Origin of the sequence: Streptococcus mitis, assembly GCF_001579035.1 — a bacterium.
Taxonomy (GTDB): Bacteria; Bacillota; Bacilli; order Lactobacillales; family Streptococcaceae; genus Streptococcus; species Streptococcus mitis_J.
In genome coordinates this window covers 156,551-168,620 of sequence record NZ_KQ970289.1, presented here as the reverse complement: position 1 = coordinate 168,620, position 12,070 = coordinate 156,551, and the positions used below count along the sequence as shown (strand labels likewise).

The 12,070-nt window shown below is 39.8% G+C and carries 12 protein-coding genes and 1 riboswitch; of the genes, 8 read left to right on the top strand and 4 right to left on the bottom strand.

Going from position 1 to position 12,070, the window contains the following annotated elements; all coding sequences use genetic code 11:
- Window positions 1–140 precede the first annotated feature (140 nt).
- From SMIDD26_RS08085 to SMIDD26_RS08060, 6 genes are all read left to right on the top strand, one after another.
- On the top strand, window positions 141–1,319 hold the full coding sequence (locus tag SMIDD26_RS08085) for a galactokinase (RefSeq protein WP_061439779.1): 1,179 nt from the start codon (window positions 141–143) through the stop codon (window positions 1,317–1,319).
- 18 nt (window positions 1,320–1,337) lie between these two features.
- Window positions 1,338–2,819, top strand: coding sequence for a UDP-glucose--hexose-1-phosphate uridylyltransferase (locus SMIDD26_RS08080; protein ID WP_061439795.1), 1,482 nt, complete (start codon window positions 1,338–1,340; stop codon window positions 2,817–2,819).
- Between the two features lie 69 nt (window positions 2,820–2,888).
- Window positions 2,889–3,293, top strand: a complete 405-nt coding sequence (locus SMIDD26_RS08075; protein ID WP_000651223.1) for a PaaI family thioesterase — start codon at window positions 2,889–2,891, stop codon at window positions 3,291–3,293.
- Window positions 3,294–3,801: 508 nt separating this feature from the next.
- Window positions 3,802–4,098: a hypothetical protein gene (locus SMIDD26_RS08070; protein ID WP_057487902.1), complete on the top strand. Its 297-nt coding sequence runs from the start codon at window positions 3,802–3,804 to the stop codon at window positions 4,096–4,098.
- Between the two features lie 6 nt (window positions 4,099–4,104).
- Entirely contained in the window at window positions 4,105–6,303 is a 2,199-nt protein-coding gene (locus SMIDD26_RS08065) for an MATE family efflux transporter (protein ID WP_061439778.1), read from the top strand.
- 4 nt (window positions 6,304–6,307) lie between these two features.
- Entirely contained in the window at window positions 6,308–6,967 is a 660-nt protein-coding gene (locus SMIDD26_RS08060; RefSeq protein WP_061439777.1) for an ABC transporter ATP-binding protein, read from the top strand.
- Between the two features lie 400 nt (window positions 6,968–7,367).
- Here SMIDD26_RS08060 and SMIDD26_RS08050 read toward each other — a convergent pair whose 3' ends face one another.
- The 4 genes from SMIDD26_RS08050 to SMIDD26_RS08035 all read right to left on the bottom strand — a co-directional run bounded on the left by SMIDD26_RS08050 (window position 7,368) and on the right by SMIDD26_RS08035 (window position 10,895).
- Window positions 7,368–8,630, bottom strand: coding sequence for a nucleobase:cation symporter-2 family protein (locus SMIDD26_RS08050; protein WP_061439776.1), 1,263 nt, complete (start codon window positions 8,628–8,630; stop codon window positions 7,368–7,370).
- Window positions 8,630–9,211 (bottom strand): xanthine phosphoribosyltransferase, encoded by a 582-nt coding sequence (locus SMIDD26_RS08045; protein WP_061439775.1) that lies wholly within the window; start codon window positions 9,209–9,211, stop codon window positions 8,630–8,632. The genes SMIDD26_RS08050 and SMIDD26_RS08045 overlap by 1 nt, the downstream gene beginning before the upstream one ends.
- Before the next feature lie 127 nt (window positions 9,212–9,338).
- Window positions 9,339–9,434: riboswitch (purine riboswitch) on the bottom strand.
- 235 nt (window positions 9,435–9,669) lie between these two features.
- Window positions 9,670–10,056, bottom strand: coding sequence for a bleomycin resistance protein (locus SMIDD26_RS08040; protein WP_061439774.1), 387 nt, complete (start codon window positions 10,054–10,056; stop codon window positions 9,670–9,672).
- Window positions 10,057–10,067: 11 nt separating this feature from the next.
- Window positions 10,068–10,895, bottom strand: coding sequence for an exodeoxyribonuclease III (locus tag SMIDD26_RS08035; protein ID WP_061439773.1), 828 nt, complete (start codon window positions 10,893–10,895; stop codon window positions 10,068–10,070).
- A 133-nt stretch (window positions 10,896–11,028) separates the two neighbouring features.
- Between SMIDD26_RS08035 and SMIDD26_RS08030 the strand changes: the two genes are divergently transcribed.
- Window positions 11,029–11,484, top strand: coding sequence for a DUF3290 family protein (locus SMIDD26_RS08030; RefSeq protein WP_061439772.1), 456 nt, complete (start codon window positions 11,029–11,031; stop codon window positions 11,482–11,484).
- A partial coding sequence (locus tag SMIDD26_RS08025; protein WP_061439771.1) for a DUF421 domain-containing protein occupies window positions 11,481–12,070 on the top strand: 590 nt, incomplete at its 3' end. The genes SMIDD26_RS08030 and SMIDD26_RS08025, both read left to right, overlap by 4 nt.

Genomic DNA, 12,070 nt, shown 5'->3' with positions numbered 1-12,070 from the left:
ATATCATGTTTTTCTGCTTTTTACCGATAGTTTAGTAAAATTTTAGTAAAAAGGATTGACCTTGGGAAATTCCTTGGATACAATAGAAGAAAACGATTACACGTTGAGGTGACTTAACGGACAGTCAAAGGAGAATTCACATGACACAACATCTTACTGCAGAAGCACTTCGTAAAGACTTTCTTGCTGTTTTTGGTCAAGAAGCAGACCAAACCTTCTTTTCACCAGGTCGTATCAACTTGATTGGTGAGCACACAGACTATAATGGTGGACATGTATTTCCAGCAGCTATTTCCTTGGGAACTTATGGTGCAGCTCGCAAGCGTGACGACCAAATTTTACGTTTCTACTCAGCTAACTTTGAGGACAAGGGCATTATCGAAGTGCCTCTCGCTGATCTCAAGTTTGAAAAAGAGCATAACTGGACCAACTATCCAAAAGGTGTCCTTCATTTCTTGCAAGAAGCTGGACATGTGATTGACAAAGGTTTTGATTTTTATGTTTATGGGAATATCCCAAATGGTGCAGGCTTGTCCTCTTCAGCATCCTTGGAACTTTTGACAGGGGTCGTGGCAGAGCATCTCTTTGATTTAAAATTAGACCGTTTGGATTTGGTTAAAATCGGAAAACAAACAGAAAACAACTTTATCGGAGTAAATTCTGGCATTATGGACCAGTTTGCTATCGGTATGGGGGCTGACCAACGTGCTATTTACTTAGATACTAACACTTTAGAGTATGATTTGGTACCACTTGATTTGAAGGACAATGTCGTTGTTATCATGAACACCAACAAACGCCGTGAATTGGCGGACTCTAAATACAATGAACGTCGTGCTGAGTGTGAAAAAGCAGTGGAAGAATTGCAAGCAGCCTTAGATATTCAGACCTTGGGTGAATTGGATGAGTGGACCTTTGACCAATATAGCTATCTAATTAAAGATGAAAATCGTTTGAAACGTGCTCGTCATGCAGTGCTTGAAAATCAACGTACCCTCAAAGCTCAAGCAACCCTCCAAGCAGGAGATTTGGAAACATTTGGTCGTTTGATGAATGCTTCTCACGTTTCTCTTGAGCATGACTATGAAGTGACTGGATTGGAATTGGATACTCTTGTTCACACAGCTTGGGCACAAGAAGGAGTTCTCGGTGCTCGTATGACAGGGGCAGGTTTTGGCGGATGTGCCATTGCCTTGGTGCAAAAAGATGCTGTTGATGCCTTTAAGGAAGCTGTAGGCAAACACTACGAGGAAGTAGTTGGATACGCTCCAAGTTTCTATATCGCTGAAGTTGCAGGTGGCACTCGCGTCCTTGACTAGTCAAAAGGAGGCTTTATGGTGACCTTAGTAGATAAATTTGTAACACATGTCATTTCTGAAAGTTCATTTGAGGAAATGGATCGAATCTACCTGACCAATCGTGTCTTGGCACGAGTGGGAGATGGTGTTTTGGAAATTGAGACGGTTCTGGATAAAGTAATTGACCTCAAGGACCAGCTGGTTGAGGAAGCCGTTCGATTAGAGACGATTGAGGATAGTCAGACTGCGCGTGAAATTCTTGGTGCTGAACTGATGGACTTGGTGACCCCTTGTCCAAGTCAGGTCAATCGTGACTTTTGGGCAATCTATAACCACTCTCCGGAGCAGGCGATTGCGGACTTTTACCAACTCAGTCAGAAAAATGACTACATCAAACTCAAGGCCATTGCTAAAAATATCGCTTATCGTGTTCCATCTGATTACGGTGAACTTGAAATTACCATCAACCTCTCTAAGCCTGAAAAGGATCCCAAAGAGATTGCGGCAGCCAAGTTGGTGCAAGCTAGTAATTATCCTCAGTGTCAGCTTTGTCTAGAGAATGAGGGCTACCATGGTCGAGTTAACCACCCAGCCCGTAGCAATCACCGTATTATCCGTTTTGAAATGGCTGGTCAGGAGTGGGGGTTCCAGTATTCGCCCTATGCTTACTTTAATGAGCATTGTATTTTCTTAGACGGTCAGCATCGTCCCATGGCCATTAGTCGTCAGAGCTTTGAACGTCTGCTTGCTATCGTAGAGCAGTTTCCAGGATATTTTGCTGGCTCTAATGCCGACCTGCCGATTGTGGGTGGCTCTATTCTGACTCATGATCACTATCAGGGAGGCCGTCACGTATTTCCTATGGAATTGGCTCCCTTGCAAAAGGCTTTCTCTTTTACTGGTTTTGAGCAGGTCAAGGCTGGGATTGTCAAGTGGCCCATGTCAGTGTTGCGTTTGACGTCGGATTCCAAAGAGGATTTGATCAACTTAGCTGACAAGATTTTGCAGGAATGGCGCCAGTATTCAGATCCAAGGGTGCAAGTCTTGGCAGAAAGTAATGGAACACCACACCACACCATTACACCGATTGCTCGTAAACGCGATGGACAGTTTGAGTTGGACTTAGTCTTGAGGGACAATCAGACTTCTGCAGAACATCCTGATGGCATCTATCATCCTCACAAGGATGTCCAACATATCAAGAAGGAAAATATCGGCTTGATTGAGGTCATGGGCTTGGCAATCTTGCCACCACGTCTGAAAGAAGAAGTGGAGCAAGTCGCCAGCTATCTCGTGGGAGATGGGGATACAGTTGCCTCTTATCATCAGGAATGGGCAGACAAGCTCAAAGCCCAACATCCAGATCTAGCGGATAAAGACAAAGCCTTTGAAATCGTCAAGGACTCTGTGGGTGCTATCTTTGCGCGTGTGCTTGAGGATGCAGGAGTCTACAAGCAGACGGAACAAGGACAGGCAGCCTTTATGCGCTTTGTAGAACAGGTCGGAATTTTGCCAGACTAGGAGCTTTCTCCTTGCACAGTCCTATAAAAAGTAGTATCATAGTGTCGTTTGAACTATCAGGAGGAAACGATGAAAGATTTTCATTTTGACGCTATATCTGCCTTTGAAAATTACGAAATTGAACAAATGAGAGATGGTCACGTTGTGGTGACGACCAAAGTAGTGGATTCGTCGCTCAACTACTATGGCAATGCCCATGGTGGCTATCTTTTTACCCTTTGTGACCAAATCAGTGGTTTGGTGGTCATATCTCTGGGACTTGATGGAGTGACACTCCAATCTTCTATCAACTACCTCAAAGCAGGAAAACTCGACGATGTGCTGACCATTAAAGGAGAATGCGTCCATCAAGGTCGCACAACCTGTGTCGTGGATGTCGATATCACTAATCAAGAAGGCAGAAATGTCTGTAAAGCAACCTTTACCATGTTTGTCACAGGCCAACGGTCAGAAGACAGACAGGTAAGGATATAGAGACAGGTGAGTGGGATAAATTTATCTCACTCATTTTTTTGGTTCATTTTACTATAAAATTGCTGACAACGCTTTCAAATTGTGTTATTATTAAAGCATAAAATAAAAAGTAAAAAAAGCTATGAAAAGAAAAATCTTATTAGCTATAAGTTTGTTGTCTTTGATATTAACAGTCTTGGTAATAAGTCACTTTCCTGCTAAAAATCAGGGCTTTGATTCAGGACTTGTGTTTGTTGCTCAGTAAAAATGGTTTTAATAGTTTAATTAAGAAAGGAGCCTAGGATATGAGTTACAACTTACCTAACAGATATAAAAACGGAGATTTTTAATTGGCATAGGATACTTCTTTATTCTGTTATATAGTAAAGGACGGTGCATTTCTTAGCAAGACTTTGTCGTCAGATATTATAATATGAATTTAAGAGGCGTTATATGATAAGTAACTGGTTTATACTTTTAATTTTAGACAAAGATGAAAATCTTTTAGAAATTAGTTGGGGATAAAATCATGAAAAATACATTGAAAAAAATTGCATCTACTACTCTGATTGGACTCTCTCTACTTGGTATAGGTAGTTCAGTGGTTTCCGCAGCAACTGTATATTATAAAGGTAGTGCAGTATATTGGGACTATGGCCGTACAGCAGCTGTATTTAGTTATTCAAATGTTCAATCAACTGTTTATGAGCATACAGCAACTGCGAATGGTGTTTCTTCTGGGTGGCAAGATCCTGGAGTAATGGCCTCTGCAACTGCGTTTATCGGAGGCGGCACTGCACAATGTTACTGGAATTGTCGAGGGTAATAGCCTATGACTAACAAAAACATTTTTCTAGGAAAATTAAAATACCTAGCCCTGTTTTTGGTTACTGTTCAGAGTATATTATTTGCTCTGACAGCAATTTTTTTTACAGGTGTATCTTATCAAGAAACATGGCAGCACTACAACCAGAATAATCGAACTATAACGCTGTACCTTCAAAAGCTAAATCCAATTCAGCAAGAAAAAGCGTTTCATTATTTAAATGAGAGAAGTGATTTAGCCGTTTGGACTCATCGAATCATTCAAGATTCTAATGGCAATGGTATACAAAAACATTATATAGATGCCATGGGAAATTCTGATTATTTTTCTGATTTTAACTTTCACCATTCAAATATTTTAACTAAGTCACAGCTAAAGGTCTTACTAGAGCATGAGGATAGTAAGAAAACGATAGGAATTGCTGAGGCGTCTCATGATACGCTTAATGAGCTACCGAGGCCTTTATTTACTATTCCGATTGTTATTGATCGATTAGAGCAAGTTTATCAAAAAACCAATACTTTAACGGGAATCTATCATGTAAATGGTTTAGAATCAGAAACAGACAAAAGTGAATTTATCAAACAGTTTGCGAGTGCCACAGACTTATCAGAGGAAAATTTTCTACAGGAAAAATTTGGTAGTCGTCGTGATTATGGTCTAGTTCCTTTTGTTCTCATAGGTTTGCTGTTATTTACAATGTTAACACTGTTAATATTATTGCTTGTAATTGTTCTTCAGGCCTATGAAAAATTTGGTAGTCTCACCCTACTGGGATGGAGTCGAAATGAATTTTGGTTAGCATTATTTAAACCTATTATTTATCCATCGGTTCTTAGCACACCTATATTAGCTGTAGGTATTTGGTGGTTGACAGGCTGGTCCCAAGTTTCATACTATATTTTGATACCTATCATGGGCCATATAGTATTTTCAATGTTGGCCTTAGCTACTATTCTCATTATTCCTAGTTTGATAGTTTATTCAGTGACTGCTTTGTCTGCTATTCACAAACGTTTTCCAAGTAGACTATTGACTATTTTAGGTATTAGTTCCTACATTGCGTTAAGCAGTATCTTAATTGCTACCAGTTATGCCCTAGATGGTCCTTTGTACCGTTTTATGGATAATGTCCATATTGCTAGGGCGTGGAAAAGTGTTGAGAATATGCAAGTAATTGATTCTTTTTCTGAAGGCGATGACTTGGGAACACTGGCAGGTACGAGTAATACATTAGAATTAAGTATGTATCATCTTTATACAAAAATAGGTCATGATGAAGGTGTCTATTTAATTCATAGTCAATACTACGGACAAGATTTTTTGGCGAACGTGACTGCTTATCAGAATCTACCTAGTAAACCATTTTGGTATCTAGTTTATTCTTATAATTATTTAACTGAACTAGGTTTTCAGTTTTCTGAAGAAGAATTAAATGAGATACGAAGTGGTAGCAGATTGTATCTGATTCCAGATAGTTATACAACTGAGGAACAGCAACGTATGCGAGCATATTTAGAAGAAAGTGTCAAAGTCTATGATGGGGATGTGGAGACACCATTTACACAAAATCGTCAATTCATTTATAAAAGCTATTCCACAACTAAAGATATTTTCCTTTGGTCCACAAATTTACAACAAGGGGTAACTAGTAAGGAGCCGATTATTTTTGTAGCTAGTCCTGAAAATCTTTATTTTAAGGAGAGTGCGAATCTTGTTGTTTCGGGTTTCAATGGTTATCTCAAAATACGTAATCAGAATATTCTGACTCGTGTGAAGGAAGAGATAACGTCCCATTTTCCAGATCTTATGGATAACGATATTCAATTTACACCAGTTAGCCGATATATTGATGGACGCCAGAAAGAGTTGAGTTATACTTTTTATCTATTTGGTAGCCTTATATTAGCTGTATTGATTAGCTTAACTTCAATACTAATTGCTTTGGTATTGATGTATCGAATTGCTTATCAAGATCGGTTAATAGTGCAATACTTCTTAGGATTTGGTTTATGGGCACGTTATAAAGGAATTATGATTTTGGTGATTGTTTCTGCTATTATAGAGGTACTAATTAGTTTCTTATTGAAAACAAAATTGGGTATAGTGTCCGCTGCTTTATCTCTATGTTTGCAGTCAGTTCTTCTATATGGTTTTCTTTTACGGAAAGAACAGCAGAAAATCTTAAATATATTTAAGGAGTAAGAATATGCCAACTATTTCAGTCAGACAGTTATCGAAATATTACGGTGCAAAACGTGTTATTGAGAATATTTCATTTGATATTTCGGATAGAGAATTTGTTGCGTTGATTGGTCCATCCGGTTCAGGAAAATCTACGTTACTCAACCTTATTGGCTTATTAGAAACTGTTGATGAGGGAACAATCACGATTGATGGTGAGATTCTACCACAAGTTAACTCTAAAAAGGCAACCCATCTCCGTCGAAATGTATTAAATTACTTGTTTCAATCTAATGCCCTGATTCCAAATGAAAGTGTTAGTGATAATTTGATGCTAGCACTTCATTACACTGATTTAACTAAGAAAGAAAAAGATAATAAAATAAAGACAGTTTTAGCAAAAGTTCACATGGAATCTTTCTTGGAGAGTCGTATCAATGAGTTATCAGGTGGAGAACAGCAGCGAATTGCTATTGCTCGTGCTATTCTAAAGCCAGGAGAGTTGATTCTAGCAGATGAGCCAACTGGCTCCTTGGATCCACAAATGGCTCAAACAGCCTTTGAATTACTGAAACTGCTACGTGATGAGTATGGGAAAACGATTATTTTGGTGACGCACAATATGGATCAGGCTCAGCAATGTGATAGAATTATTGACTTAGAAGGCTTAAAAGATTTGAACTGACACGTGTTGCTACATAGATTTCTCATTGTTAGGAGATATTCATGAAAAAGAATTGATTATTATTGCATTGTGAAACCAGATAGAGATAATCCTAGTCGTTTGAAGTATATTTTAGTAATTGAAAATCTCGTTAATGATTTACTCAAATTGACTTTGTATATTAACCAGCAAGAAGTAGAAGTTTTACTTATTCATCCTTTTCAAAAAAGGTATCATACTTTACAAAATTATTCCAAAAAACAGTTATAAAAATACAGTAACTCTCCTTAGATATGGCATTTCTTGGGAGAGTTTTACATTTTATACAACTACTTTCCTAAAGTATAAAAGCTAATAAACTAGAATTACGATAGATGTTTTTATTTTGTCAAACTAAAAAAGAGGCTCGTACCTCTTTTTCTTATTTCTTTTTATGATTTAGTATCGCATTGAGGACAATGGCGAGTAGGCTGGCTACAACGATTCCGTTTGAGAAGAACATTTGGAAGGCTGTCGGCATGCTGACAAAGAGATTGCTGTTGTTGAGTCCGACACCTGCAGCGATTGAAACAGCTGCGATAAGGAAGTTATGTTCATTGTTAGCAAAGTCAACACGGGCAAGGATTTGCATACCTTGAATAGATACAAAACCAAACATCACCAGCATGGCACCACCGAGGACAGGACTTGGAATGATTTGGGCAAGGGCGCCAAACTTAGGAAGGAGTCCAAGGAGAACCAGGAAACCAGCCGCGTAGTAGATTGGCAGACGAGTCTTGATACCTGACAATTTAACCAAACCAACGTTTTGTGAAAATCCTGTGTACGGGAAGGTATTAAAGATTCCTCCGAGTAGTACAGCCAAGCCTTCTGCGCGGTAACCGTTGCGAAGGCGTGTGCTGTCGATTGGGTCTTTCGTGATATCAGACAAGGCTAGGTAAACACCAGTAGACTCAACCATAGAAACCGTTGCGATGATACACATCATGACAATAGATGAGATTTCAAAGGTTGGCATCCCAAAGTAGAGGGGAGTTGGGACATGGACAAGTGGTGCTGCCGCAACAGGAGAGAAATCAACCAAGCCCATGCTAGCAGCAATGGCAGTTCCAACAACCAGACCAATCAAAATAGAGATAGACTTGATAAATCCTTTGGTAAAGATGTTAATCAAGAGGATAATCAAAACAGTGATAGCTGCAAGCAAGAGACTTTGACCAGTTGGCTCTGGAACGTTATTTCCCATATTTCCAATAGCGACAGGAATCAAGGTTAAACCAATCGTGGTAATTACAGAACCTGTTACGATAGATGGGAAGAGATTGGCCACTTTTGAGAAGATGCCTGAAACAAGAACCACGTAAATCCCTGATGCGATAAGGGCACCAAACATAGCGCCACTACCATGGCTTTGCCCAATCATAATCAAGGGAGCGACCGATTGGAAGGCAACGCCGAGAACGACTGGTAGTCCAATACCAAAGTATTTGTTGAGTTGGAGTTGGAGGAAGGTTGCCACCCCACACATGAAGATGTCTGTGGAAATCAGGTAGGTTAACTGCTCAGTTGAATAGCCAAGGGCTGTCGCAATCATGATAGGAACCAGGATGGATCCTGAGTACATGGCTAGTAAGTGCTGCAAGCCAAGAACGGCTGCTTGCGAATGTTTTTCTTGAGTTTGCATTAGAGATCTGCCTCCTTAAAAATAACTTGACCATTTTCAAAACGATCCAAACGAGCGAGTGATAGGACAGGGTAGCCGGCTTTTTCAAGCAAATCACGGCCATCTTGGAAGGATTTTTCAATCACAATACCGATAGCTTCGACTGTGGCTCCGGCCTGTTCGATGATTTGAATCAAGCCTTTGGCAGCTTGGCCATTAGCAAGGAAATCGTCGATAATCAAGACCTTGTCCTCTGGTGAGAGGAATTTTCCAGCGATAGAAACAGTGCTGGTCACTTGCTTGGTAAAGGAGTAAACTTCGGCAGTTAAGATGCCTTCGTTCATAGTGATGTTTTTAGCTTTTTTAGCGAAAATCATGGGAACGTTTAAGGCTTCAGCTGTAAAAACGGCTGGGGCAATACCTGACGCTTCAATGGTTACGACCTTGGTAATGCCAGTAGAAGCAAATTTTTCCGCAAAAACCTTACCAATCTCTCGCATCAAGCTAAAGTCAACTTGGTGGGTTAAAAAGGAATCCACCTTGAGGATGTTATCACCCAAGATATGCCCATCCTTGAGGATGCGCTCTTCTAATAATTTCATAAGACCTCCTAAAGTCTAAAAGCCAATCCATTTGCTTGTTTCAGATTTCTATCCAGTAAAACTGATAGAAAAAGGACCTACTTAATCTCTAAGTAAGTCCCCAAAATAGGCATGGTAAAAACGCCATACCTCACTCTGACTTACTTATTGTTAGGTGTTCCGGCACCTTGTAGAAACATCGTGCCAATTCACGACATAAACAAGTAAAATGATATTCAATTTTAAATAGGCTTGAGCCAATGTTTTTATTTTACACTAAATCACTTTAGAAATCAACTGTTTTGTTAGTGTTTTGGTTCAAAAAACGAACAAATATAATAAAAATAGGCAAAAATTAACTTATTGGCTAACATTTAGAAGGTTTTCCCACCATAAAAGGGCATATTATCAAGATTTTTCAAGACCTGACAATATGCCTTTTTCTAATTTGAAATATTTTTTGCTAAACCTTTATTATTCTACTCGCTAAATCTTAAAAAATAACCATCTGGATCCAAAACTGCAAATTCATGGGGATATATAAAGCTATCTCCTACTCGAAATTCTCTTTTTGTCAGGGGACGATGGATAGGATAGTTAGACTCGATTACTTTCTGATAGAGTCGAGGAACATCCTTTATGCCAAAGGAGATATTGACTCCACGACCAAATGGGTAGGTCAGTTCAACTAATTCATCCTTTGTTCCCTCCTCTAACATTAGCTGGCAGTCTTCAAGCGAGAGGAAGAGAAATTTCTCCTCTGGACGCTCGTATTCGACAGAGAATCCTAGCAGGTTGCAGTAGAAGTGGCGTGATTTCTCGATGTCAGATACTACAAATTCAGGAATGACAGCTTGATAGTCCATTCGTTTTCTCCTTAGAGCTCAATCTCCATGACAATGGGTGTGTGGTCTTGGCGCGCACCGGAGTCAATCATGTCAGATTTAGTGACCTTGTCTGCGAGACGGTTACTTGTGAGCCAGTAGTCGATTCTCCAGCCTGTATTGTTGATTTTAGAAGTTTTGCTACGTTGTGCCCACCAAGTGTAGCGTTCTGGAACATCGCCATGAATGTGGCGGAAAGTATCTGTAAATCCAGTTGCCAAAAGGTTGGTAAATCCAGCACGTTCCTCGTCGGTAAATCCTGGTGAACGGCGGTTGCTAGCAGGATTTGCAAGGTCGATTTCATTGTGGGCCACGTTGTAGTCACCGGTCGCAAGGACTGGTTTTTCTTTGTCTAGTTCAGCCAAATACTCAGCATATTTGACATCCCAGACTTGACGTTCTTCCAAGCGTTTGAGTCCATCGCCAGCATTTGGTGTGTAAACTTGGGTAACGAAAAATTTATCAAATTCTAGAGTGATGATACGACCTTCCAAGTCCATGGTAGAAGGGGCACCGATTTCTGGGAAAGTGACAGTGGGTGTGAGTTCTTTCTTATAGAGGAACATGGTTCCAGCATAGCCTTTACGGGCAGGTTCTTGGGAAGAGCGCCACGTATTTTTGTAGCCTGGGAAGAGTTCTTCTAAAATTTCCAAGTGTTTCTTTGTAGGCCCCTTGGCAGAAAGCTTGGTTTCTTGGATAGCGATAATGTCAGCATTTTCAGCGACCAAGGTTTGTAGGACTTCTTGGGACAATTTGGCACGAGCTGAGTCACTAGTTAGGGCAGCATTGAGGGAATCAATATTCCATGAGATAAGTTTCATAAAGTTACCTTTTTCATTCAGATTATAGATTTTATTATACCAAAAAAAGGTCTATTTCCCCAACGTATGGTTTGAAAAATCACCCTTTTTCGTTTATAATGAAGAATGATTTTATGAAAGGGAGTGGAAATAAATGAAATTTTACTCATATGACTATGTGCTAAGCCAAATCAGTCAGCAAAATGGCATCATGATTGGTTTTGGGATTGTTCTCCTAGCTATCACAGGTTTTTTTGCTTTTAAGGCTTATCGTGATAAAAAGGGGACTAAGTTTCGGGAATTGGTCATGATTTTGGCCCTGACTTTAGTGGCCATGCTTTTGGTGACAATTTCAAAATACCAGACCAATCAAGCCTCTAACAATCAATTTCAAACCTCCCTTCATTTTATAGAGGTCGTTTCCAAAGACTTGGGAGTGGATAAATCAGAAGTTTATGTCAATACTTCTGCAGCCACTGATGGAGCGCTAATCAAGGTAGGTTCAAATTTCTATCGCGCTTTGAACGGGAGCCAACCAGACAAGTATCTTTTAGAAAAATTAGAATTCAATCAAACAGATGCTATTGAATTGGTGGAGGTAAACAAATGACACTCAACTATATGGAAATTTTAATCAAACTGGCCTTGGGTCTTTTCTCGCTTGTTTTTGTTATCAATGTGACAGGAAAGGGAAATCTGGCGCCTAACTCTGCGACAGACCAAATTCAGAACTATGTTCTCGGTGGTATTCTCGGTGGGGTGATTTACAATAGTTCTATTAGCATTCTCCAGTACGCAGTGATTTTGATGATGTGGACGATTTTGGTTTTGACCCTCAAATGGCTTAATAACAATGTTCGTTTTGTCAAACACTTGATTGATGGAAAACCGACTCTCCTCATCAAAAATGGGCAGATTGATCCAGAAGCCTGTCGTTCAGTTGGTTTGTCTGCGGCAGATGTAGCTCTCAAACTTCGTAGTCAAGGGATTTTCCAGATGAAGCAGGTTAAACGCGCTGTGCAGGAGCAAAATGGCCAACTCATCGTGGTCCAAATGGGAGATGAAAATCCTAAGTATCCAGTTGTGACTGACGGTGTGATCCAAGTAGATGTTTTGGAATCGATTGGTCGTAGCGAAGAGTGGCTGCTTGATAACCTCAGCAAACAAGGGCATGACAATGTAGCCAATATCTTTAT